Origin of the sequence: Aurantimonas sp. 22II-16-19i, from assembly GCF_002088275.1 — a bacterium.
Lineage (GTDB): Bacteria > Pseudomonadota > Alphaproteobacteria > Rhizobiales > Rhizobiaceae > Jiella.
Map to the genome: position 1 here is coordinate 26261 of NZ_AQQS01000018.1, position 24346 is coordinate 50606.

Consider the following 24346-nt stretch of genomic DNA (forward strand, 5'->3'; position numbering starts at 1 on the left):
CCGTGCGTGCCGCCTGGGGACAATCTGCCGTCGGGCGCCGGACCACCCGCAACGGGGGCCGCAGGCGCCGGTCCGGGGCAGGCCCCGGACAAGCCACGGCGTCATCCGAGCGTCAGCACCTCGACCCGGCGGTTGCGATAGACCAGCCCCGCGCGTCCGGAGAGAAGCTCGAGGGCCCGGGCGCCGAAAATCTCGCGCCGCCAGCCGGACAGCGCCGCGACGGCGGCGTCCTCGCCCTTCGAGGCGAGTTGCTCCAGATCGGCGGAGGAGGTGATCAGCTTGGCCGCCACGCCTTCCTCCTCGACGACGATCTTCAAGAGCACCTTGAGGAACTCGACCGCCGCGGCGGTTCCCTCGGGCAGCGCCTGGGGCCGGGGCACGGCCGGCAGCTCGGATTTCGGCAGGGCGAGCGACCGGTTGACCGCGGCGATGATCTCACGGCCGCTGGCGCTGCGCTCGAAGCCCTTGGAGAGCGAGCGCAGCCGGCCGAGCGCGGCCTCGTCGCGCGGCTGCTGCTGGGCGATCTCGTAGATCGCCTCGTCCTTGAGGATCCGGCCGCGCGGCTTGTCGGCATCGCGCGCCTCGCGTTCCCGCCAGGCCGCGACCTCCTTGAGGATCTGCAGCTCGATCGGCTTCTTGACCCGCATCTTCAGCCGCGTCCAGGCTTCGTCCGGGTGCAGGTCGTAGGTCTCGGGATTGGCGAGCAGCGCCATCTCCTCGTCGAGCCAGCTTCTGCGGCCGCTCTTTTCGATCTGCGCGTCGAGGGCGCGGTAGACGTCGCGCAGATGCGTGACGTCGGCGAGCGCGTAGTCGAGCTGCTTCTCGGTCAGGGGGCGCCGGCGCCAGTCGGTGAAGCGCGAGGTCTTGTCGATCCGCGCCTCGGTCAGGCGGGCGACCAGCTGGTCATAGGCGATCGATTCGCCGAAACCGCAGACCATGGCCGCGATCTGGGTGTCGAACAGCGGCTCGGGCACGCGGCCCGCGAGCTTGTAGACGATCTCGATGTCCTGGCGGGCCGCATGGAACACCTTCAGCACCGAGGGATCGGCCATCAGGTCGAAGAGCGGCGCGAGATCGAGGCCGGGCGCCAGCGGGTCGACGATGACGCCTTCGTCCGGAGACGCCAGCTGGATCAGGCAAAGCTCCGGCCAGAAGGTCGTCTCGCGGATGAATTCGGTGTCGACCGTGACGAAAGCGGAGGTCGCGAAGGTCTGGCAGGTCTCGGCGAGTTCCGCCGTCGTCGTGATGAGATGCATGATTCTTCTTTAGCCCGAAGAAACGCTCCGGCGAAAGCGATTCCGGCACGCAAAGCTGCGATCGTCCGCAATCGGCCGTCCGGCCGGGCGTGACGGCGGCTCATGGCGGTTCCGCGAGCCGTCGGGATCGCGTGCCCCGAGGCTGCCGCGGCGGCGGGATGGCGCGTGATCCCGCCGGTCCTTGCCGCCTTCGAGGGCCGGAGATGCCCGTTGGCGGGGCCGGTTCAGTCGCCCGCCAGCAACTGGGCCCGGCGTCGCCGCTCCAGCGCGATGGCGCGGACATGGTTGATGGCGACCTCCTGCCGGTGCAGCAGCCGGACCGGCTCGCTCACGTGGTCGCGTCTCAGGCAGACGAAGAATTCCGAGGCACCCGGCTCGGTGGCCGCGAACTGGCTGATGACGAACGGAAACTGCCGCGCGCGCGACAGCTCTTCAAGGACGTCGAGGAACGACAGCGGGGTGAAGACCCAGCAGCGGCACGCGGCATCCCCGGCGCTTGGCCCGGCCGCCGTCGCTGCTCTGGCGAAGGCGAGCGCGTCCCCGGCGCTCACGCGCGGCTGTTCGGCCGGATCGACGCCTGCCTGCCACAGCGTGCCAGAGCCGATCGGGATCGTCAGGTGGCGATGCTCGAAGCGTTGGCGAAAGCTCGGCCGCTCCAGGCCGAGATGGTCGGCTTCGAGAAGTTCGCCGATGGTCGAGGGTGCGCGCAGCACGTCTTCGGTGACGCGCTTGTCCGGGAGGGTGAGGTTGAGCACGCCGCCCGGCCGCAGCACCTCGAAGATGCCCCGGAACCATCCGAGAAGATTCGGCACCTTGTGGGCGAAGAGGCGGGCGATGGCGAAATCCCGCGGCATGTCCTCGGCAAGGACGGCGGCGAGCGATCCGTTGCCGCTCCACACGTGGTCGATCGGACTGTCGCCCTCGCCCCCGCCGCCGGGATGAAGATCGAGATAGCGGACGGACAATCCGTCGGGCAGGGGAAGCGGGCTGTCGCCCGGCCCGAATTCCAGCCCGTATGACCGAGGCAGGGCGACGTCGTGGGTCAGCCGGGCAAGGCGGGGGTCGGTTCGCCGGACGGCAAGGAAGTCGTCGAAGCTGGGGCGGGTGTTCATGAGGGGAATCTGACGCGCGATCACGGGACCATCGCGCCATTATCACACGGCATGACGGATTTTCCCATTCGCATGACCGGAAATCTCGTGCGGACGTCGCCGAGGCGCCGGCACACACGCCGATGTCCTGCGAAAGCCATCCGGCATGGCCGCGGGCCATGCGAGCGAAGCGGCGCGGCCGGCCTTCCACGCAGTCGCGCAACGATGGCCGGCCCGGACGGATCACACTCCGGCCATGGCGCATAGGCGAGCCAATCGTCGTCCGTCCCATCGGATGCAGCCGCCGCCTCGGACCCATTCCGCCGATCGGATGGATCGCACTGCCCGCCATGCATCCCGGCCGCAGCGCATCGCCCTCCGGGTCGCGGGCATCTCGTCGATGCGCAGACGCGTCAGCCCTGCCGTGTGGGCGCTCACAGCCTGCAAATCCCGCGAGCAGCTGCCAGAGCGCGCCAGACCAGCGAGTGACGCGTGTGCCGTCGATCGGATCGGCCCGTGTCTTGAGCCCGCACGCCTCCCGAGCCGACCCGAAGTCCGACATCGAGGCGAAATCGGCCGGTCGTCGGATCAGCCCTGGATCCTACAACGCGCCATGGCTTTCATGAACCGGCCAGGCGCATTGGGCGGAGAGGTCGGCATAGAAGAGTTCGGAAATCCGCCGCCGCTCGGCCTCGACCAGCGGTCCCTCGACCGCCACGTCGCGGCAGCGGCCGTGCTGGCCGGGCGGCACGAGATCCGGATTGGCGAGGACGTCGTCGAGGTCGTTCTCGAACCAGCCGCGCGAGCCCATGTCGAAGAAGCTCTCGGCCGGCAGGCCGTCGGCCAGCAGCACGTCGTGCCGGTCGAGCTCGACGTGCCAGTAGGTGACGGTTTCCCTCGCCGAGCGCTCGATGGTCGTGCCGTTGATCAGGTTCATCACCGGGACGAGAGCCTCGACGCCGGAGTGGCGCACGAGGACCGGATGGCCCGGCGAAAGATGCACGTCCCGCTCGGGGATGCCGGCGCCGAAGGCGTTCGCCCGGATGCGCACCGGTGCCATGTGGGCGGCCTCGCCGCGGCAGTCGAGCGTCCGGCGGCCGATCCAGGTGATCGTCCGGCGCTCGCCGGAGGCGGTGACCGCCTCGTCGCCGACCGCGAGAGCCTCGATGGGCACGGCGCCCCGCGGCGTCGCGATCCGCGTGCCCGTGGTGAAGCAGATGGCATAGGTTTCATTGGGTGTCGTGGAGGCGGTGACGGCGTCGTTGGCGAACTGGTTGTAGGTGTAGCTGTTCTGGAACAGGTAGTAGAAGGGCCCTCCGGGATAGGTGCTGTTGGTGCCGACCGCGATGAAGCCGCTGCCGTCCTGCGTCAGCGCGATGAAGCGGAACTCGGACGCGAAACCAGGCCCCTCGATTGTTCTGACATCGGACGTGAAATTGTCGGGGTTGATGTCTCCCAACTGTGTTTCGATGTCTCCCGAACCATCATCGACCTCCGTTACTGTAAAAGCGGCGGTCTGTGCGCCGTAGACGGCGGTGACGGTGTAGGAGCCAGAGCTAACCTGTTGTAGAAAAGCAACGAAAAAACCGGACCGACTGGCCATCGCTCATTCTCCGCAAGTCTGCAGCCGCAAGGGCGCAGCGAATTCGCAACGCGTAGATACATCTGTGACGATATCATCTTTCTAGGTTGAGTCGATATCTCCCGAGGCAGGAAAACAAAAAAGTCATTCATAGAAAAATGAGACGGTTGAAAAAGAAACCGAAGCGTTTCGAAGTCGTCCCTGGGCCACGGGCGCCGTCGCCAAGATTGTCGGCATCCCGTCGTTTTCGATGCGGGCTCCGCGTTCGCGGGCGCTGCGATCCGGCGAATGGGCGCGGCGCGGCTCCTGCACCGATTCGGCAGGACCGGCGGTACGACCGGGCCGGTCCTGCCGCGCTCGTCCCTGACGCGACCGGCGTGCAATCGAAGATGTCGGCGCATCCACTTGCAATCGAGGGCCGCGACTTGATTTCGTAATCGAAACGGAGAAAAAACTCTTGGGCCTGCCGTCGAGCCCGGCGACAGCGAGACAAGAGCAAGCCTAGATGACCCATCCTGCGACGCCGCCTGCGACGCCGAACGAGACCCGGCTGCTCTGCGCCTGCAACAGCGGCCTCGCGCCGGACGCCTGTTGCGAGATGGACCGGGCGAAGGCGCTCGCGGTCGCCGTCACGCCGGCGATGCTGGACGAGGCGCGGGACGCCGCATCGGCGCTGCGCTCCGGCGACGTCGAGCGCGCCGAGCGCCTCGCCGTCGCGGTCCTCGGGCGGGCGCCGCTCTGCCTCCCGGCGCTCCGGGCGCTGGCTGGCGTGCGTCTGGAACAGAAGCGGCAGAATGCGGCGGGGGTTCTCCTCGATCGCATCGCCGGCGAGGAGCCGCAGGACTACTGGGCGGTCAGCAAGCTGGCCCTGCTCGAGCTCGGCCGCCACAACCATCTGAAGGCGGAGATCTTCGCCCGCCAGGCGCTCCGGCTGGCGCCGGCGAATCCCCAGTCGCACAATCTGATGGGCGTCGCGCTGACCCAGATCGGCAGGGCGGCGGCCGGCGAGTACCATCACCGCCGGGCCCTCGAACTCGCCGGCAAGCGCCTGCCGATGATCCTGTCCAACCTCGCCCTCAACCTGAAGAACCAGGGCCGCATGGACGAGGCGCGGGCGCTCTACCGCGAGGCCCACGAGGCCGAGCCGGCCAACCGGCAGACCCTCCTCGGCTGGGCCCAGCTCGAGGAGGCCGACCGCAATCTTGCGGCGGCGACGGAGCTCCTCGACAAGGTCGAGCAGCTGACCGCCCCGTCCCCCGCGACGCGCCAGACCCGCGCGGCGATCCTCGGGCGCGAGGGCCGGCTGGAGGACGCCCTGGCGGTGCTCTCGTCAGACGACGAGAAGCGCCTGAGGCCGGTCGAGATGCTCGAACGCGGCCGCCTGCTCGACAAGGCCGGCCGCTACGACGAGGCGTGGGAGGCCTTCCTCGCCGGCAAGAGCCGGGCGATCGAGATGGGCGCGCGCACTTATATGCGCGAAGAGGCCCGAGGCCTCGCAGACCAGCTGGAGCAGTTCTTCGTCAAAGAGCGCACCGACATCCTGCCGCGCGCCGAGGCGAGGACCGACGTCGCCCAGCCGATCTTCATCCTCGGCTTCCCGCGTTCGGGGACGACGCTTCTGGAGCAGTCCCTCTCGGTCAGCCCGGCGATCGTCGCCGGCGACGAGCTGCCGATCATCCACGAGATCGTCGCCGCCATGCCGCGGCTCCTGGCGAGCCCGCACGAATATCCCGGTGCGCTGGCCGAGCTGTGGATGGGCGACAAGCTGCACGAGCTCGACACCCTGCGCGACTTCTATCTGCAGCGGGTGCGCCAGCGGGGGCTGCTGGCCGAGGGGAGCCGCTTCTTCACCGACAAGATGCCGCTCAACGAGATGCATCTGGGGCTGATCGGCCTGATCTTTCCCCAATCGCCGCTGATCCACATGATCCGCCACCCCCTCGACATCATGGTGTCGGCGATGTCGAACTTCTTCACCCATGGCGGCTTCTGCGGCGCCGCCCTCGAAACGGCGGCCGAGCACCTCGTCCTGTCGAATTCCCTCGTCGCCCATTATCGCGGCGTGATGGATCTCGCCTACAAGGCGGTCCGCTACGAGGACGTGGTCGACGACCAGGAGACGACCATGCGCGGCGTCTTCGATTTCGTCGGCGTCGAGTTCGATCGCAAGGCGCTGAGCTTCGAGGAGAACGTCCGCTATGCCCGCACCGCGAGCTACGCCCAGGTCACCGAGAAGCTCTACGACCGGTCGCGCTATCGCTACCGCCACTATCTGAAGCACCTCGAACCGGCGCTGCCGATCCTGAAGCCGCTGATCGAGGAATGGGGCTACGACATCTGACGGGCGACGATCGCCGGGCGATCGGACGGACCACCGGCAATCGGCCTGACCATCGACCTCGTCCAGGTCCGGCGTGCCATTGGGCGCGCCCGTCGCATGACAGGCGCGCGGCCCTCCGGCGGGCGAGACCCCGTGGGCCGCCCGCCGCCGCGAAGGCTCAGATCGCCTCGCCCCGCAGCAGCCGGGGTGAGGGCCCCTTGGTCAGCCCGGCCGCCTGGCCGATGAAGAAGTCCTTCAGCGCCGGCGCCCGGTCGACCAGCGACAGGCCGAAGGAGCGGGCCATGCGAAGCACCGAATTGTCGTTCGAGAACAGCCGATTGAGGACGTCCGTCGTGACCCCCATCTGGAGCGTGTCGAAGCGCCGCCAGCGCTGGTATCCCTCGAGCACGTCCAGCGCCCCGATGTCGAGGCCGCGGCGCTCGGCATCGACCACCGTCTCGGCGAGTGCGGCGGCATCCTTGAAGCCGAGATTGAGGCCCTGGCCGGCGATCGGGTGGATGCCGTGGGCGGCGTCGCCGGCCAGCGCGATGCGTGGGCGCACGAAGTCCCGCGCCAGCGTCAGTCCGAGCGGAAAGGCGCGTCGCGGCCCCTCGACCGTCAGCGCGCCGAGCTTGTGGCCGAAGCGCTGCTCGAGTTCGAGCTCGAACACCATGTCGTCGGCGGCGACCAGACGCTCGGCCTCCCGCGTCGGCTCGGTCCAGACCAGCGAGGAGCGGTTGCCCTTCAGCGGCAGGATGGCGAAGGGGCCGGAGGGGAGGAAATGCTCCTCCGCCCGGCCTTCGTGCGGGCGCTCGTGGCCAACGGTCGCGACGATGCCGGACTGGCCGTAGTCCCAGTGCAGCGTGCGGATGCCGGCCATGTCGCGGATCGCCGACTTGACGCCGTCGCAGGCGACGAGCAGCCGCGCCGCAAGGCTGGAGCCGTCCGAGAGCCGCACGTCGACATGGCCGATGGCCTCGGCGATGCCGGAGACGGCGATACCCTGGCGGATGGTGATGCCGAGGTCGGCGGCGCGCTGCCGCAGGGCGCCGTTGAGCGCGACGTTCGGCATCATGTGGGCGAAGGCCTCGCCCGGCTGCGCCTCGCCGCCGAAGGTCAGGAAGACCGGCCGCACCGCGTCGGCGGCCCTGGAATCGGTGACGATCATCTCGGTGATCGGCTGCGCCTCGTCGCGGATCTGCGGCCAGACCTGCAACTGCTCCAGCATGCGCACCGCGGCGGCGGCCACCGCCGAGGCGCGGCCGTCCTTCTCCCAGACGCCCTCGGGGGCCGCATCGACGATGCCGACGGCGAGATGCGGCGCGGCCTGCTTGATGGCGACGGCGGTGGTCAGGCCGACATAGCCGGCGCCGGCGACGAGGACGTCGATCATCGCTCCGGTCGTGTCGAAGGGGGCGTCGCTCATCGTCATTCCAACTCCACTGACTGCCGGCGAAGGCCGGCGGTAAGGCTTTGCGATCCGTCGGCTCCCGCGATACGAACGGGCGCCACCTGCGGAGTATCTATGGATGAGCGACCCGGTTGAACAGCTTCTGACCCTTCTCGATCTGGAAAAACTCGAGGAAGACCTCTATCGCGGCGTCAGCCCCGACAATGGCTGGCAGCGGGTGTTCGGCGGCCAGGTGATCGCCCAGGCGCTCGTCGCCGCCATCCGCACCGTGCCCTCCGAGCGCGCCTGCCATTCGCTGCACGCCTATTTCATGCGGCCGGGCGATCCGGCGATCCCGATCGTCTATGCCGTCGACCGGATTCGCGACGGCGGCTCCTTCACCACCCGCCGCGTCGTCGCCATGCAGCACGGCCTGGCGATCTTCTCGCTCTCGGCGTCCTTCCAGAAGCACGAGCAGGGCTTCGAGCATCAGCTGACGATGCCGGACGTTCCAAGGCCAGACGAGCTGCCCCACGGCAAGGCGCTGGAGGAGACCATCCTGAAGAACGCCCCGCCGGCGGTGCAGCGCTACTGGAAGCGGCCGCGGGCGATCGAGTTCCGCCCGGTCGGCCTCGACCATTATCTCTCCAACGACAAGCTCGAGCCGTTCCAGCACATCTGGGTGCGCTGCCGCGGCGATGTCGGCGAGGACCCGGTGCTGAACACGGTGATCCTTGCCTATCTCTCCGACATGACGCTGCTCGACACGGCGCTGTTCGCCCATGGCCTGTCGGTCTTCGACGAGCGGGTGCAGGCGGCGAGCCTCGACCACGCCATGTGGTTCCACCAGCCGGCGCGGGTGTCGGACTGGATGCTCTACACCCAGGATTCGCCCTCCTCCTCCGGCGGCCGCGGCCTGACCCGCGGCTCACTCTACGGCCTCGACGGTACCCTGATCGCCTCGGTCGCCCAGGAGGGCTTGATCCGGCCGAAAAGGCAGGCGACTTGAGACGCCGAGCCCTGTCGCTGCCGCGCCGCGCCGCGCCCGAGCCTCTGGCGGGGCCCCGCCGATGAAGGACTCCCGCCTTTTGCAACAGCGCCCCTACTACTATCTCGGTGGCCATCGCGGCCTCACCCGTTTGTCCAGCGGCGAGCCCTTCATCGTCCATGCCGCCGCCCGCGACGTCGCCACCTGGATCATCCTCGACGGCGCCTGGGAGACCCATGTCGACGACGTCCTGATGGGCTTCGTGCGCCCGGGCGACGTCGCGATCGATGTCGGTGCCAACATGGGCTATTACAGCGTCAAGCTCGGGACCCGCATCGGCGAGACCGGCCGGCTCTATGCCTTCGAACCCAACGGCGACCTCGCCGACGTCCTGTTCGAGAACATCCGCATCAACGATCTCAGGCACCGCACGACGCTGTTCCGCGCCGCGGCCGGCGACGTGGCGGAGAAGGCGCGGCTGATCTACATGGCGAACTTTCCCGGCGGCGGCCGGGTCCAGCCGACGACCCGCGGCCCGGCCGCCGGCTACAAGACGGCGGAGATCGAGACCGTCGTCATCGACGATGTCCTCGCCGATCTCGACCGGGTCGATCTCATCAAGCTCGACGTCGAGGGTTTCGAGGCGCGGGTCCTCCTCGGCGCCCGCAAGCTTCTCGATCGCTCGCCGGACGCGGTCGTCGTCACGGAATTCGTCTGGGACGCCTGGAAGAAGATCGGCGATCCGGCTCGCCTCCTCGACGACGTCGCCAGGGGGCGCCGGCTCTTCCACATCCGCAAGGACGGCAGTCTCTCGCAGATCCGCCCGGAGGAGCGCGAGGCGCGTCTTTCGTCCGGCGGCATGATGTATCTCCTGCTCGTGCCGCAGACGCCGGGCCGGCTCGCCCAGCTGAAGGCCCTCACGGGCCGGCGCGGCCGGGCTGGCGGCCGCCTGGGTGCGCTGTCGAGGGCGATGCGCGGCTTGGCCGCCCGGTGGAGGTCGCTGCTGAGGTAGAGCGCGCCGAACGGAAGCCGGCGGGCGGCTCGCGCTCGACGGGGACGGGGTGGCCAATCGGGCGGCACCGGTGCGCTGACGGGGCGATTGCTCCGGAACCGGGGTCATTGTGACGAGCGTCGCTCCCGGCTGATCCGATCTGTTCACTCGAACGCGCTAGTGTTATGTTCATACGCAGATTGCGTAGGATTTCCATGCGGGTCGAAGACATAGAACTCGTCGTCGACCAGCAGCTTTCGGAAGATCCCTGCTTCATCGTCGAGGTAATCACCACTCATGGCCGTCTGATGGTGATGGGCGAAATCGTGGTTTCCAGCGACCATCTCGTCATCGAAGGAATGCATGTCGGCGGCGATGCGGCAAGGCGCTGGGGGTGGTCCTGCCTGCGCCGGATCGGACGGCTGATAGCGGAGAAACTGGATGTCGAATACATTGAAATTCGTGGAGCGGTTCGCACCACGGGTGCAAGTCCGGGACGCAAGCCCGGTCGCGTCCGGCTCGCCCGTTCGCGTTAGCCTGACGTTCCGCCCCGGCGCGAATACGCCTGAAGCAGCGCGTCATCTCATTCGGCGCCACGTGCCTCCCCGGGCGGCGCATGCTGCGCTGACGGAGATGGTCGACTCCGGTCGCGCCTATGTGAACGTTCCGAAGGTCGAAGATCTCGAAACGCTGCAGAGGGAGCTCCTTGCCGTCGGCATCGTTGCGAGACGGCATCAAGCGGATCCTGTCGACGTGAAACTGGTTCGGTCGGCTACCGGCCTTTCCCAGGAGGCGTTCAGCCTCCGCTTCGGCCTCGACGTCGCAACCGTCCGCAACTGGGAGCAGGGCCGTTCGAGGCCGGATGCCGCGGCACTGGCGCTGCTTTGGACGATTGCAAGACACCCGGACGCAGTTTCGTATGCACTCGACATGGATGATCCGGATATGAACCGGTTGACGCCCTGACACCCTGACGCCGGCGACCATCGTACTGGTGGAGTGGTGTTGCACGCTGACTTGCGGTTTGGATCACGCGCTTGCACCGCGGCAGTCCGTCGTTGCACACTGCTTGACCAGATGGTCAAAAACGACGGAACTCCCTGAATGGCCGAAGAAACGTCCGGCAGACTGACGACTCATGTGCTCGACACGATGCACGGCCGGCCGGCGGCCGGGATACGGATCGAGCTCGCAAGGCTGGCGGGCGATGAGGCCTCGCCGCTGACCTCCGTCGTCACCAATGCGGACGGGCGGGTCGACGCGCCGCTCCTGTCCGGGGGCGAGATGCGGCCCGGCCACTACGAGCTCGTGTTTCACGTGGCCGAGTATTTCCGCAAGGCCGGCGTGGACCTGCCCGAGCCGCCCTTCCTCGACGCCGTGCCGATCCGCTTCGGCATCGCCGGGCCGGTGCATTATCACGTGCCGCTGCTGATCTCGCCTTACGCCTACTCGACCTATCGGGGGAGCTGATGGCCGGGACGACCTCTTCTTCCGCGACGAAAGCCTCTGGTCCGGTCAGCCGTCCGATCCGCTTCGTCCTCAACGGTGCGCCGCGGGAAGTGTCCGGCGCCCTCCCGACGACGACCCTCCTCGACTATCTGCGCGGGCCCGAGCGCCTGACCGGCACCAAGGAGGGCTGCGCCGAGGGCGATTGCGGCGCCTGCACGGTGCTGGTCTGCGAGCACGACGGGGCGGGCGGCCTCCAGCGGCGCTCGGTCAATGCCTGCATCCAGTTTCTCCCGGCGATGAACGGCCGGGCCATCGAGACGATCGAGCATCTGGGCCGCGACGGGCTGACGCCGCTGCAGGCGGCGATGGTGGAGAAGCATGCCAGCCAATGCGGCTTCTGCACGCCGGGCTTCGTCATGCAGCTGCATGCCGCCTGGCTCACCGGCGCTCTCGCCGATCGCCAGTCGGTGAAGGACGCGATCTCCGGCAATCTCTGCCGCTGCACCGGCTATGGTCCGATCGTCGATGCCGGGCTGGAACTGGCGGAAGAGCCGGTGCCGGACACCGCCGAGGCCGATGCGGTCCTGGCCGAGCGCCTCGCCGGCCTCGAAGGCGAGGGCGTCTTTGCCTATGAGGCGAACGGGCACCGCTGGCTGGCTCCCACCAATGTGGACGACCTCGCCGATACTTATGCGGCCCATCCCGAGGCGGTCCTCGTTGCCGGCGCGACCGACGTGGGGCTCTGGGTGACCAAGCAGCACCGCGAGCTGCCGCTGCTGATCGACGTCAGCCATGTGCGCGACCTCAAGGTCATCGAGGAGGCGGCGGGCCGGGTCTATTTCGGCGCCGCGATCACCCACCGCGAGGCGCGCGAGGTGCTCGCCGGCATCCATCCGGATCTCGGCGAGATGCTGCGGCGCTTCGCCGGCACCCAGATCCGCAATGCCGGCACGCTCGGCGGCAACATCGCCAACGGCTCGCCCATCGGCGACCTGCCGCCCTGTCTCATCGCGCTCGGCAGCCGGGTCTTCCTGAGGAAAGGCGACGACCTGCGGATCGTCCCGCTGGAGGACTTCTTCATCGAATACGGCCGGCAGGACCGGAGACGAGGCGAGTTCGTCGCCGCCATCGAGGTGCCGCGGCTCGGCGACGACCAGCGCTTCTTCGCCCACAAGATCTCCAAGCGTTTCGATTCGGACATTTCTGCAGTGATGGCCGCCTTCTGCCTGACCTTCGACAGCAACATCGTCCGCGACGCAAAGCTCGCCTTCGGCGGCATGGCAGGCACGCCGAAGCGGGCGAAGGCGGCGGAGGCGGCACTCCTCGGCCGGCCGTTCGACGCGGCGGCGGCAACTGAGGCGATGGCGGCGATGGCGGAGGATTTCGCGCCGCTGACCGACATGCGGGCGTCGCGGGAGTACCGGCTGAAGTGCGCGCAGAACCTGCTGAAGCGCTTCCAGCTGGAACAGGCGGGCGCGCTCTCGGGCCGCATCGCCGTCATCGGCCCGGACGCGCTCGACCTTCAGGCGATCGGCGGGGCGGCGTGATGGACGAGACCCGCATCCAGGACCGCTCGGGCGCCGGCCAGCCGGAGATCGCGACGCTGAACGAGCGGCCGCCGACCCATGAGGCGCGGATCAAGGGCGGCGTCGCGACGCCGACCGCCCATGACAGCGGCGCCAAACACGTCACCGGCGCCGCCCGCTACACCGACGACGAGCCGGAACTGCCGGGGACCCTGCAGGTCTACATCGCCATGTCGGCGCGCGCCCATGCCAGGCTCGTCCGGCTCGACCTTGCCGCCGTTCGCGCCGCGCCGGGCGTCGCCGCGGTGCTCACCGCCGACGACATTCCCGGCCAGAACGACTATTCGCCTGTCTTCGGCGACGACCCGATCTTCCCGCCGCTGACGGGGGACGGGGCGATCGTCCAATATGTCGGCCAGCCGCTGTTCGCCGTGGCAGCCGAGACCGAGCGCGCGGCCCGCTCTGCGGCGAAGCTTGCCATCGTCGAATACGAGGACCTGCCGGCGGCGATCTCGATCGACGAGGCGATCGCCCATGCCGATGCCGCCGGCGAAGATCTTTTGCCGGCTTACGAGATGCGGCTCGGCGATCCGGTCGCCGCGCTCGACGCGGCGCCGATGCGGGTGAAGGGCCGGGTCGAGATCGGCGGTCAGGATCATTTCTACCTGGAAGGCCAGATCGCCACCGCCGCGCCGCTGGAAGACGGCGACATGTTCGTCCGCTCCTCCACCCAGCACCCGTCCGAGGTCCAGCACAACGTCGCCAAGATGCTTGGGGTCCCTGACCACGCGGTGACGGTCGAGCTGCGGCGCATGGGCGGCGGCTTCGGCGGCAAGGAAAGCCAGCCGGCGCTGTTCGCCGCCGTGGCCGCCCTCGTCGCGGCAAAGACCGGGCGGCCGGCGAAATGCCGCCTCGACCGCGACGACGACATGGAGATGACCGGCAAGCGCCACGAGCTGCGGATCGACTACGATCTCGGCTTCGACAAAGACGGGACGATCGCCGCGGCCGAGTTCGAGCACGTCGTGCGCTGCGGCTATTCCCGCGACCTTTCCGCCGCCATCGCCGACCGGGCGATGTTCCACGCCGACAACGCCTACGACCTCAAAGCCGCGCGCATCCATTCGCGCCGGCTGAAGACCCACACGGTCTCCAACACGGCGTTCCGCGGCTTCGGCGGGCCGCAGGGCATGGTCGGCATCGAGCGGGCGATGGACGAGATCGCGTTCGTGACCGGGCTCGATCCGCTCGACGTGCGCAAGCGCAATTTCTATCCAGGTGTCGGAGAAGAGCCGGCGAAGACGCCCTACCACATGCCCGTCACCGACAGCGTCATCGGCGAGATCGTCGACGAGCTGGAAACCTCGTCCGACTACCGCGCCCGGCGCGAGGCGGTGAAGGCCTTCAATGCCGGCAATGCGATCCTCAAGAAGGGTCTCGCTTTGACGCCGGTGAAGTTCGGCATCTCCTTCACCACGACCCATCTCAACCAGGCCGGCGCCCTCGTCCATGTCTACAAGGACGGGTCGGTGCATCTGAATCACGGCGGCACCGAGATGGGGCAGGGACTGTTCGTCAAGGTGGCGCAGGTCGTCGCCGAGGAGTTCCAGATCGACCTCGAGAAGGTGAAGATCACCGCGACGACCACCGCCAAGGTGCCGAACACCTCGGCGACGGCGGCCTCCTCCGGCTCGGACCTCAACGGCATGGCGGCCCGGAACGCCGCCCGCACCATCAAGGACCGGCTGATCGACTTTGCCGCGATGCGCTATCACGTGCCGCGCGAGCAGGTGGTGTTCCAGCCGAACCGGGTGCTCATCGGCAACATGGAGAAGCGTTTCTGCGACCTCGTCGGCGAGGCCTATCTGGCGCGCATCTCTTTGTCCTCGACCGGCTTCTACGCCACCCCCGAGATCACTTACGACCGGGAGGCGGCGAGCGGCCGGCCGTTCTACTACTTCGCCTATGGGGCGGCCTGTTCCGAGGTGGTGATCGACACTTTGACCGGCGAATACCGGCTCCTGCGCGCCGACATCCTCCACGACGTCGGCAGGTCTCTGAACCCGGCGATCGACCTGGGTCAGATCGAGGGCGGCTTCATCCAGGGCATGGGCTGGCTGACCTGCGAAGAACTCTGGTGGGACGCGAAGGGCCGGCTCAAGACCCACGCCCCCTCCACCTACAAGATCCCCACCGCCAACGACCGTCCGGACGATCTGCGCATCAGGATCTGGGAAAAGGGCGAGAACCGCTCCGAGACCGTCTATCGCTCGAAAGCCGTCGGCGAGCCGCCCTTCATGCTGGCGATCTCGGTGTTTTCGGCGCTGACCGACGCGGTGATTGCTGCGGGGGATGGACGCATGTTTCCCCGGCTCGACGCGCCGGCGACGCCGGAGCGGGTGCTGTGGGCGGTGGAAGCGGTGCGGGGCGGGCGGTGAGGCATGGCGGGTGGCGAGATGGACATCGACGGTTTCAAGGCGACTGTCGCGTTTGATCCGGAAATTGGCCTGTTTCGCGGCGAGTTCCTTGGGATTGGCGGTGGGGGCGATTTCTATGCGGCCTCTGAGGAGGAGCTGGAACGGGAGGGACGGTTGTCCCTCAGAACCTATCTCGAGCTTTGTGCTGAAAATGGCATCGACCCTCGTTCGCGCGAGCCGGGAACGCCAGGTGCCGGGGGAACCTGAACCGATGGCGGCGAGGCGCCCCCCTCTGTCCTGCCGGACATCTCCCCCACGAGGGGGGAGATCGGCGGCTTGGCCGTTCGGCGTGTTTCCATACCCGTTCGGGGCATCGGAATCGGCTCTGGAGCAGTCTTCACCGATCAAGGAAAAGAAGCGGCGTCGGCGCGAGATCGATCTCCCCCCTCGTGGGGGAGATGTCCGGCAGGACAGAGGGGGGCGCGCCGGGGCGCCGATGTCTGACCATCTCGAAGACAACCGTGCCAGGTTTGGCGTCGACCTCGGGCGAGCTGCATGACCACCCTCCACGACACCGCCCGCGCCGCCCTTGCCGAGGCCCAACCCGCCACCCTCGTCACCGTCGAGACCGCCCTCGGCTCGACCCCGCGCGAGGCCGGGGCCTGCATGCTGGTGACCGCCGGCACCGTTTCCGGGACGATCGGCGGCGGCCGGCTGGAATTCGATGCCATCGATAAGGCCCGCCGGATGATCGCGGCGGGCGAGGCGGCGGGGACGAGCGACGTGCCGCTCGGGCCGGAGCTTGGCCAGTGCTGCGGCGGCCGGGTCGGGCTGTCGTTTCGGCGCGTCGACGATAAGGTGCGCGAAGAGCTCGGCAAAGCGGCTGAGCTGGAGCGGCAGATCCGTCCCGCCGTGCTGATCTTCGGGGCGGGCCATACCGGCCGCGCGCTCGCCGCGGCGCTGGCGCCGCTGCCGCTCGCCGTCAGCCTGATCGATTCGCGCCCCGACACCCTCGCGGGTATTCCCGAGGACGTGCGCTGCGTCGCGGCTGCCATGCCCGAAGCCGTGATCGAGGACGCTCCGCCCGGCGCGGCCTATGTCGTCATGACCCACGAACACTCGCTGGACTTCCTCGTCGCCGCCGCGGCCCTGGCGAGAGCGGACAGCGCCTATGTCGGGATGATCGGCTCGGCGACCAAGCGGGCGCGCTTCCGTCGCCATCTCGCCGAGGAGGGCCGCGAATCGGATGAGGCCCGCCTGACCCTGCCGATCGGCGGTGCGGCGCTGCGCGACAAGCGTCCCGCGGTCATCGCCGCGCTGGCGGCGGCGGAAATCGCCACTTGCCTGTTAAAACATCAAGAAGAAACCATGCCGTGAAGCTTGGCACCGGCCTCGTTCCGGTGCCATAGTGCGGTGGTTATCGGGGTGAGGCAAGGAAACGATCCATGGGGGCAGCGGCGCGAGCGCCACGTCTGGAACTGAAAGCGATTTCAAAGCGCTTTCCCGGCGTCGTCGCGAACGACCATGTCTCCTTCGAGGTCCCGGCCGGCGCGATCCACGCGCTGCTCGGCGAGAACGGCGCCGGCAAGTCCACCCTCGTCAAGATCATCTACGGGGTGCAGCAGGCGGACGAGGGCGAGATCGTCTTCGACGGCGAGCGGGTTTCCATCGGCTCGCCGCGCGAGGCCCGGGCGCTCGGCATCGGCATGGTGTTCCAGCACTTCTCGCTGTTCGAGGCGATGACGGTGCTGGAGAACATCGCGCTCGGCATGGACGAGCCACCACCGCGGCGCGAACTGGAAATGCGGGTGCGCCAGGTGCTGAATGCCTACGGCCTGTCGCTCGATCCCTACCGCCATGTCCACACCCTGTCCGTCGGCGAGCGCCAGCGCATCGAGATCGTCCGGGCGCTCTTGCAGCAGCCGAAGCTCCTGATCATGGACGAGCCGACCTCGGTGCTGACGCCCCAGGAGGTGGAGCAGCTGTTTCAGACGTTGCGGCGCCTCGCGTCGGAAGGCTGCTCGATCCTCTACATCTCCCACAAGCTCCACGAGATCAAAGCCCTCTGCCAGTCCGCGACGATCCTGCGCGGCGGCAAGGTGGTGGCGACCTGCGATCCGCGCGAGGAATCGGCGCGGTCGATGGCCGAACTGATGATCGGCGGCAGCCTGAAGGCCCTGTCCGACAAGTCCGGCGCGGCCAAAGGCGCGGCGCGCTTCGTCGTCGCCTCGCTTTCCGCGCCGGGCGAGCCGCCCTTCGGCACCAGCCTGAAGGACGTCTCCTTCGAGGTGCGCTCGGGCGAGATCTTCGGCATCGCCGGGGTCGCCGGCAACGGCCAGAACGAGCTTCTGGCGGTGCTGTCGGGAGAAAATCAGCGGGGCGTCTCCGGCTCGATCCGTCTCGACGGCGCGGATCTCTCCGGCCTTTCCGTCGGCGCCCGGCGCCGGGCCGGACTTGCGAGTTCCCCCGAGGAGCGCAACGGCCATGCCGCCGTGCCGGCCATGACGCTCGCCGAGAACGCGCTGCTTTCGGCCCGCAGCCGCATGGGGCTCGCCTCCGGCGGCGTCATCAAGGCGAAGGCGGCGCGGGACTATGCGGCGAAGGTCATCGGCGCCTTCTCGGTCAAGGCCACCGGCCCCGGCGCTGCGGCCGGAAGCCTGTCAGGCGGCAACCTGCAGAAATTCGTCATGGGCCGGGAGATCATGCAGAACCCGGCCGTCCTCGTCGTCTCCCAGCCGACCTGGGGCGTCGATGCCGGCGCCGCCTCCTTCATCCGCCAGGCGATGATCGATCTCGCCGCCAAAGGTGCGAGCGTCGTCGTCGTCAGTCAGGATCTCGACGAACTTCTCGAGCTCTGCGACCGTCTGGCGGTGATCAACGAGGGGCGGCTGTCGGAGCCGATGGCCGTCAAGGGCATCTCCATCGAGCGCGTCGGGCTGTTGATGGGCGGGATCCACGGCGGTGGGCAGGCGGGAGCGGCGCTCGATCCGGATCCCGGCCGCGTCGCGACCTCCGCCAAGCAGCCGGAGCCTGCCCTGTGAGCCTGTTGCGGCTGGAGCCGAGGCGGCAGGAAAGCCGCGCCATGATGCTGGCGGCACCCGTGATCGCGGTCGCGGCGACCCTGTTCGTCGGCGCCGCGCTGTTCACGCTGCTCGGCCATGACGGGCTCGGCGCGGTCTACGAGATCTTCGTCAAGCCGCTGTTCAATCCCTATCGCTGGCAGGATCTCCTGGTGAAGGCGGCGCCGCTGGCGATGATCGCCACCGGCCTTGCCATCGGCTTCAGGGCCAATGTCTGGAACATCGGCGCCGAGGGCCAGTACATCCTCGGCGGCCTCGCCGGCACCGGCGTCGCGCTCGCCACCCTCGACATGACCGGGTCCTGGATCCTGCCGGCGATGTTCGTCTGCGGCATCCTCGGCGGCATGGCCTGGGCGGCGATCCCGGCGCTCCTGAAGACGACGCTCGGGGTCAACGAGATCCTGTCGAGCCTGATGCTCAACTATGTCGCGATCCAGATCCTGTATTACCTGATGCGCGGGCCCTGGAAGGACCCGATGGGGTTCAACTTCCCCCAGACGGCGATGTTCTCCGCCGACCAGACGCTGCCGATGGTGGTGCCCGGCACCCTGATCCATCTCGGCGTGCCGCTGGCGGCGGCCGTCGCCCTGACCGCCTTCCTGGTCCTGGCGCGCACCGTCACCGGCTTCCAGATGAAGGTCGTCGGGCTTGCCCCGAAAGCCGCCGCCTTCGGCGGCTTCGGCGCCGCCTCGACCGTCTGGATCGCGCTGCTGGCCGGCGGCGGCCTCGCCGGGCTCGCCGGCATCATCGAGGCCGCCGGCCCGTTCGGCCAGATGGTGCCGCAGTTTCCCACCGGCTACGGCTACACGGCGATCATCGTCGCCTTTCTCGGCCGGCTGAACCCGCTCGGCATCCTCCTCGCCGCCCTCGTCCTGGCGCTCACCTATGTCGGCGGCGAGAGCGCCCAGACGACCATCGGCCTGCCATCGGCGGCGACCGGCGTGTTCCAGTCGATGATGCTGTTCTTCCTGCTCGCGGCCGATATCCTGGTCCGCTACCGCCTCGTCTCCGGCCGCCCCGCCAAGGCCGGCGCCCCGGGCGGGAACCCTGCGGCCGATCCCGCGGCGCCAGCCAAGGCAAAGACGGTGACGGCATGAGTCTCGACCTTCTCGTCGCCATCCTGATGACGGTGGCCGGCGCCGCGACGCCCCTGCTCATCGCCGGCCTCGGCGAGCTCGTCGTCGAAAAATCCGGTGTCCTCAATCTCGGCGTCGAGGGCATGATGCTGATCGGCGCGGTCACCGGCTTCGCCGTCGCCACCACCACCGGCCTGCCCGTCCTCGGAGCGCTCGGGGCGATGGCGGCCGCGGCGCTGGCCTCGGCGATCTTCGCCTTCCTCGTCCTCACCCTGATGGCCAACCAGGTGGCGACGGGCCTCGCCCTGACGATCTTCGGAACCGGCGTCTCGGCGCTGATCGGCGCCCCCTTCGTCGGCATCACCACGCCGACCTTCGGGCCGATCTTCCCCGAGGCCCTGACGGCGTCGCCGCTCCTGCGCCTCGTCTTCGGCCATTCGCCGGTGGTCTATCTCGGCCTCGCCTTGACCCTTGCCGTCTCGTGGTTTCTCGCCCGGTCCCGGGCCGGGCTGATCCTCAGGGCCGTCGGCGAATCCGACACCGCCGCCCATGCCATCGGCTATCCGGTCCTGAAGGTGCGCTATCTCGCCATCCTCTTCGGCGGGGCGATGGCCGGGCTTGCCGGCTCGTACTATTCGCTCGTCCTCACCCCGATGTGGGCCGAGCGGCTGACGGCGGGCCGCGGCTGGATCGCCATCGCCCTCGTCGTCTTCGCCTCGTGGAAGCCCGGCCGCATGCTCGCCGGCGCCTATCTCTTCGGCCTCGTCATCACCATGGAGCTGCAGGCGAAAGCCGCCGGCTTCAACATGTTCGCGCCCGAGGTCCTCGCGGCGCTTCCCTATCTCGCGACGATCGCCGTCCTCGCGATCATCTCCGCCGCCAAGCGCGGCGGCGCCAACGCCCCGGCCTGTCTCGGAAAATCCTTCCGGGCGACGGCCTGATCCAGACCATACCAGGAGACCTTCGATGTTCGAACTTTCGAGACGCAAGCTTCTCGCCGCCGGCGCCGCCCTCGGCCTCGCCGCGACGTCCGTCGCGCCGGCCTTCGCCCAGGACGGCAAGGAGACGGTGAAGGCGGCCTTCGTCTATGTCGGCCCGGTCGGCGACTATGGCTGGACCTACGCCCACGACCAGGCCCGGCTGTGCCTGGAGAAGAACCTCGGCGACAAGGTCGAGACCAGCTATGTCGAGAACGTCGCCGAGGGGCCTGACGCCGAGCGCGTCATCCGCCAACTCGCCCAGGACGGCAACGACATCGTCTTCACCACGTCGTTCGGCTTCATGAACCCGACGATCAAGGTGGCCAAGCAGTTTCCGGATGTGAAGTTCGAGCACGCCACCGGCTACACCACCGGCGGCAACGCCAATATGGGCCTCTACAATTCCAAGTTCTATCAGGGCCGCGCCGTCCTCGGCACCATCGCCGCCAAGATGTCGAAGTCGGGCAAGGCCGGCTATGTCGCCTCCTTCCCGATCCCGGAAGTCGTCATGGGCATCAACGCCTTCCAGCTCGCTGCTCAGAAGATCAATCCGGACTTCAAGACCCAGGTCGTCTGGGTGAACTCCTGGTATGATCCGGCCAAGGAAGCCGACGCGACGCGCGCGCTGCTCTCCCAGGGCGCCGACGTGATCACCCAGCACACCGATTCCCCGGCGCCGCTGCAGGCCGCGGAAGAGGCCGGCGCCATCGCCTTCGGCCAGGCCTGGAACATGGAGAGCTTCGCCCCCAACGCCCACATGACGGCGATCGTCGACCAGTGGTGCCCCTATTACACCGGCCGCATCCAGGCGCTGCTCGACGGCACCTGGGAGGCCGACAATGTCTGGCTCGGCATGAAGGAGGGCGAGGTCGAAATGGCGCCCTTCAACGAAAAGATGCCCGAGGACGTGAAGGCCGCCGCCCAGAAGATCGTCGACGACACCAAGGCCGGCACCTACGAGATCTTCACCGGCCCGATCAAGGACCAGTCCGGTGAGGTGAAGATCCCGGAAGGAGAGGTTATCCCGGAGGGCGACCTGCTGAAGATGGACTGGTACGTCGAGGGCGTGCAGAGCTGAGGATCGGGACTTAGGCCGTCGGTCTTTTTCCGAGGGACTGAGCCGGTCGACAAATCGGCTTAGTCTCGAAGGGTAAGGGGTGCAGTGCATCCAGCTCTTCCGCAACGTTCGTGCCGAGGGGGGCTCCGAGGCGCGGCGCTTCCTGCTTCGAAGCTCGTGAGACACGGCGCTTCCTGCCTCGCAGCAACAGCCAGCGCCCGCCCGAACGCCGTCTCCACCCAAGGAACCCGACCCCGCATGTGGACATACCTCTCCGAATGGCTGCAGTTCGCGGTGCGGTGGATCCATGTGATCACCGCCATCGCCTGGGTCGGTTCGTCCTTCTATTTCATCGCCCTCGATCTCGGCCTGCGGCGCCGGCGGGAGCTGCCTGTGGGCGTCGCCGGCGAGGCCTGGCAGGTGCATGGCGGCGGCTTCTACCACATGCAGAAATACACCGTTGCGCCGGAGATGATGCCGGACGAGCTGACCTGGTTCAAATGGGAGAGCTATTCGACCTGGCTGTCCGGCGCCGCACTCCTGTTCCTGCTCTATTACGTCCAGGCCGATCTCTATCTGATCGACCCTGAGATCGCCGACCTGCCGGTCTGGGGCGCGAGCCTCATCGGGATCGCCGGCCTCGGCCTCGGCTGGGTCGTCTACGACCTCCTCTGCAAGTCGCCCCTGAAGAACAACGACACGGCGCTGCTCGCCATCCTCTTCGTCTATGTGGTGGTCTCGAGCTATCTGTTTTCGCAGGTGTTTTCCGGCCGCGGCGCGATGCTCCACACCGGCGCGCTGATCGCGACGATCATGACCGCCAACGTCTTCTTCACCATCATCCCCAACCAGAAGATCGTCGTCGCCGACCTCAAGGCCGGCAGGAGCCCGGATCCGGCGCTCGGCAAGGCGGCCAAGCAGCGCTCGCTGCACAACAACTACCTGACCCTGCCGGTCATCTTCCTGATGCTCTCCAACCATTATCCGCTGGCCTTCGCGACGGAGTGGAACTGGGCGATCGCCGGGCTGGTGCTGCTCATCGGCGCCATCGTCCGGCATTTCTTCAACACGATGCATGCGACGGGCGAAAAACTCTGGTGGTGCTGGCCGCTCGCCGGCATCTGCTTCATCGTCGTCATCACCCTGTCCGGCGCGCCCGGATGGCGCACGGCCGAGGCCGAGACCACGCAGCGCGAATGGCGCAGCGATCCGCAAGTGGCCCTCGCCAACTCGGTGCATTTCGAGGCGGCGGAGGCGATCGTCCTGTCGCGCTGCTCGATGTGTCATGCCCGCGAGCCGCTCTGGCCGGGCATGATCCACCCGCCGAAGAACATCCCGCTCGAGACCGGAAGCGACGTCGTCCACTACGCCGCGCTGATCGAGCGCCAGGCGGTGCGCAGCCATGCCATGCCGCCCGGCAACATCACCGGCCTCGAACCCTCCGAACGCGAGATCCTCGCCCGCTGGCTCGCCGACGGCGCGGCGCCGGGCCTCGGCAGGGGACTGTGAGAACGCCCGCTTCGGCGCTATCATCCCTGCCATGACAGGACGAACCGGCACCATCGCGATCCGCGGGCGGCTCCTCTCCTTCGATGCCGATCCGGCCGTCGAGGGGGAAGCCCGCGCCGTGCGCTTCATCGAGGACGGCATCGTCGTCGTGACGCAGGGCATGATCGTCGAGGTGGGCGAGGGGCCGGCGATCGCCCGCCGCCTCGGCCCGGGCATTCCGCTGGTCGACCACCGGCCACATCTCGTCCTGCCGGGCTTCATCGACCCGCATCTGCATCTGCCGCAGACGCAAGTCGTCGCCTCCTACGGCGCCGAGCTGATGGAGTGGCTGGCGAAATACACCTTTCCCGAGGAGCTGCGCTACGGCGACAGCGGCGTCGCGGGGGAGGCCTCCCGCTTCCTCCTCGACACGCTGGCGGCCAACGGCACCACGACCGCGGCGGTCTATTGCACCACCCATCAGGTGAGCGCCGAGACGTTTCTGCACGAGGCCGAGCGGCGGGGCCTGCGCATGATCGCCGGCAAGGTGATGATGGACCGCAACGGCCCGGCGGGTCTCCTCGACACGCCGGCGTCGGGCTACGAGCAGACCCAGGAGCTGATCGCCGCCTGGCACGGGCGCGGCCGCCTGGAAGTCGCGATCACGCCCCGCTTCGCCCCGACCTCCACCGAGGCGCAACTGGAGGCGGTGCAGGCGCTCGCCGCCGAGCATCCGGATCTGCCCATCCAGACGCATCTGTCGGAAAACCACGGCGAGATCGCCTTCGTCGCGCAGGCCTTCCCCTGGTCGGCGGACTACACCGCCGTCTACGAGCGCTACGGTCTCGTTCGCCCGCGGGCGCTCTTCGGCCACTGCATCCACCTGTCCGAGCGCGAGCGATCGGCGCTGGCGGATAAGGGCGCGTCGGCGATCTTCTGCCCGACCTCCAACCTCTTCCTCGGCTCCGGCCTTTACGATCTCGCCGCCTCGCGCCGGGTCGGCCTTGCGACCGGCATCGCCACCGACATCGGCGGCGGCACGTCCTACTCGATGCTGACGACCGCGGCGGAAGGTTACAAGGTGCTGGCGCTGCAGGGCCAGAGGCTGCCGGCCTTCGAGGCGTTCCACATGCTGACGGCGGGCAATGCCGCGGCGCTGGGGATCGGCGGCAAGGTCGGCCAGCTTGCGCCCGGCCTCGAGGCCGATCTCGTCGTCCTCGACACCCAGGCCACCGCCCCGCTGCGCCGGCGCATGGAGCGGGTGGAGACGCTGGCCGAGGAGCTCTTCGCCCTGATGATCCTCGGCGACGAGCGCACCACCGTCGCGACCTATGCGGCAGGCCGGCGGATCTACGACCGCTACAACGCCGGCCAGAGGCCGCTGGCGCCGAAGCTCGACCAGGCGCCCCTGCCGCGAACCCCGCAGGCCGGCGAGAGTGCCCAGTAGGGCCTCGTCGCTCTTGCCCCGGCGGTAAAATTCCGCCGATGTCGCATGGCGCCGACGGGGCCGACCCCGCCTCGGATCGCAAAGCGATATCAAGGCGGCACGCCAATCCTTTTTTCCGCCCCCCGACCTGAACTTCCCCGGCGTTCGGGCGTTGCGACTGGACATGCGATCCAGCCCGCCTATCCCTTAACCCTGTGCTCCGCGACCG

At 68.4% G+C, this 24346-nt stretch carries 20 protein-coding genes; 16 read left to right on the forward strand and 4 right to left on the reverse strand.

Translation table 11 applies throughout. The features are described from left to right. Positions 1–101: 101 nt before the first annotated feature. The 3 genes from rnd to ATO4_RS15000 form a co-directional block, all read right to left on the reverse strand. Positions 102–1256, reverse strand: a complete 1155-nt coding sequence (gene rnd, locus ATO4_RS14990) for a ribonuclease D (protein WP_083592346.1) — start codon at positions 1254–1256, stop codon at positions 102–104. A 224-nt stretch (positions 1257–1480) separates the two neighbouring features. Further along, positions 1481–2368, reverse strand: coding sequence for a hypothetical protein (locus tag ATO4_RS14995; protein ID WP_083592407.1), 888 nt, complete (start codon positions 2366–2368; stop codon positions 1481–1483). Between the two features lie 580 nt (positions 2369–2948). Then, complete coding sequence (locus ATO4_RS15000; RefSeq protein ID WP_245308767.1) at positions 2949–3806, reverse strand: Hint domain-containing protein; 858 nt, start codon at positions 3804–3806, stop codon at positions 2949–2951. A gap of 628 nt (positions 3807–4434) precedes the next feature. Here ATO4_RS15000 and ATO4_RS15005 point away from each other — a divergent pair. Continuing rightward, entirely contained in the window at positions 4435–6270 is a 1836-nt protein-coding gene (locus ATO4_RS15005) for a sulfotransferase (protein WP_083592348.1), read from the forward strand. 157 nt (positions 6271–6427) lie between these two features. Here ATO4_RS15005 and ATO4_RS15010 read toward each other — a convergent pair whose 3' ends face one another. After that, the gene (locus ATO4_RS15010) at positions 6428–7642 is read right to left on the reverse strand and encodes a ubiquinone biosynthesis hydroxylase (RefSeq protein ID WP_083592408.1); all 1215 of its coding nucleotides are present in this window, start codon (positions 7640–7642) and stop codon (positions 6428–6430) included. Between the two features lie 136 nt (positions 7643–7778). On the opposite strand from ATO4_RS15010, the gene tesB reads away from it, so the two are divergent. From tesB to guaD, 15 genes are all read left to right on the forward strand, one after another. After that, positions 7779–8648 carry an acyl-CoA thioesterase II gene (gene tesB / locus ATO4_RS15015; protein WP_083592349.1) on the forward strand — a complete coding sequence of 290 codons (870 nt, stop codon included), beginning with the start codon at positions 7779–7781 and terminating at the stop codon, positions 8646–8648. A gap of 79 nt (positions 8649–8727) precedes the next feature. After that, a complete protein-coding gene (locus tag ATO4_RS15020; RefSeq protein ID WP_176223007.1) occupies positions 8728–9639 on the forward strand; it encodes an FkbM family methyltransferase in 912 nt (303 codons plus the stop codon). A gap of 194 nt (positions 9640–9833) precedes the next feature. Next, complete coding sequence (locus ATO4_RS15025; protein ID WP_139802467.1) at positions 9834–10154, forward strand: hypothetical protein; 321 nt, start codon at positions 9834–9836, stop codon at positions 10152–10154. A gap of 97 nt (positions 10155–10251) precedes the next feature. Continuing rightward, entirely contained in the window at positions 10252–10584 is a 333-nt protein-coding gene (locus ATO4_RS27755) for a type II toxin-antitoxin system MqsA family antitoxin (RefSeq protein WP_083592352.1), read from the forward strand. Positions 10585–10722: 138 nt separating this feature from the next. Next, a complete protein-coding gene (gene uraH / locus ATO4_RS15035; protein ID WP_083592353.1) occupies positions 10723–11088 on the forward strand; it encodes a hydroxyisourate hydrolase in 366 nt (121 codons plus the stop codon). Continuing rightward, the gene (xdhA, locus tag ATO4_RS15040; RefSeq protein WP_083592354.1) at positions 11088–12614 is read left to right on the forward strand and encodes a xanthine dehydrogenase small subunit; all 1527 of its coding nucleotides are present in this window, start codon (positions 11088–11090) and stop codon (positions 12612–12614) included. Before uraH ends, xdhA begins: the two co-directional genes overlap by 1 nt. Beyond that, on the forward strand, positions 12614–15031 hold the full coding sequence (gene xdhB / locus ATO4_RS15045) for a xanthine dehydrogenase molybdopterin binding subunit (RefSeq protein WP_083592355.1): 2418 nt from the start codon (positions 12614–12616) through the stop codon (positions 15029–15031). Before xdhA ends, xdhB begins: the two co-directional genes overlap by 1 nt. A gap of 3 nt (positions 15032–15034) precedes the next feature. Further along, on the forward strand, positions 15035–15277 hold the full coding sequence (locus ATO4_RS27760; RefSeq protein WP_083592356.1) for a hypothetical protein: 243 nt from the start codon (positions 15035–15037) through the stop codon (positions 15275–15277). A 288-nt stretch (positions 15278–15565) separates the two neighbouring features. Beyond that, complete coding sequence (gene xdhC, locus ATO4_RS15060) at positions 15566–16387, forward strand: xanthine dehydrogenase accessory protein XdhC (RefSeq protein WP_083592357.1); 822 nt, start codon at positions 15566–15568, stop codon at positions 16385–16387. A 68-nt stretch (positions 16388–16455) separates the two neighbouring features. Further along, positions 16456–18051, forward strand: coding sequence for an ABC transporter ATP-binding protein (locus ATO4_RS15065; RefSeq protein ID WP_083592358.1), 1596 nt, complete (start codon positions 16456–16458; stop codon positions 18049–18051). A gap of 41 nt (positions 18052–18092) precedes the next feature. Beyond that, entirely contained in the window at positions 18093–19187 is a 1095-nt protein-coding gene (locus ATO4_RS15070) for an ABC transporter permease (RefSeq protein WP_083592359.1), read from the forward strand. Then, a complete protein-coding gene (locus ATO4_RS15075) occupies positions 19184–20107 on the forward strand; it encodes an ABC transporter permease (protein WP_083592360.1) in 924 nt (307 codons plus the stop codon). The genes ATO4_RS15070 and ATO4_RS15075 overlap by 4 nt, the downstream gene beginning before the upstream one ends. Before the next feature lie 25 nt (positions 20108–20132). Further along, on the forward strand, positions 20133–21224 hold the full coding sequence (locus ATO4_RS15080) for a BMP family ABC transporter substrate-binding protein (RefSeq protein WP_083592361.1): 1092 nt from the start codon (positions 20133–20135) through the stop codon (positions 21222–21224). Positions 21225–21461: 237 nt separating this feature from the next. Next, positions 21462–22712, forward strand: a complete 1251-nt coding sequence (locus ATO4_RS15085) for a urate hydroxylase PuuD (protein WP_083592362.1) — start codon at positions 21462–21464, stop codon at positions 22710–22712. Between the two features lie 31 nt (positions 22713–22743). Beyond that, positions 22744–24138 (forward strand): guanine deaminase, encoded by a 1395-nt coding sequence (gene guaD, locus ATO4_RS15090; protein ID WP_083592363.1) that lies wholly within the window; start codon positions 22744–22746, stop codon positions 24136–24138. Positions 24139–24346: the final 208 nt, after the last annotated feature.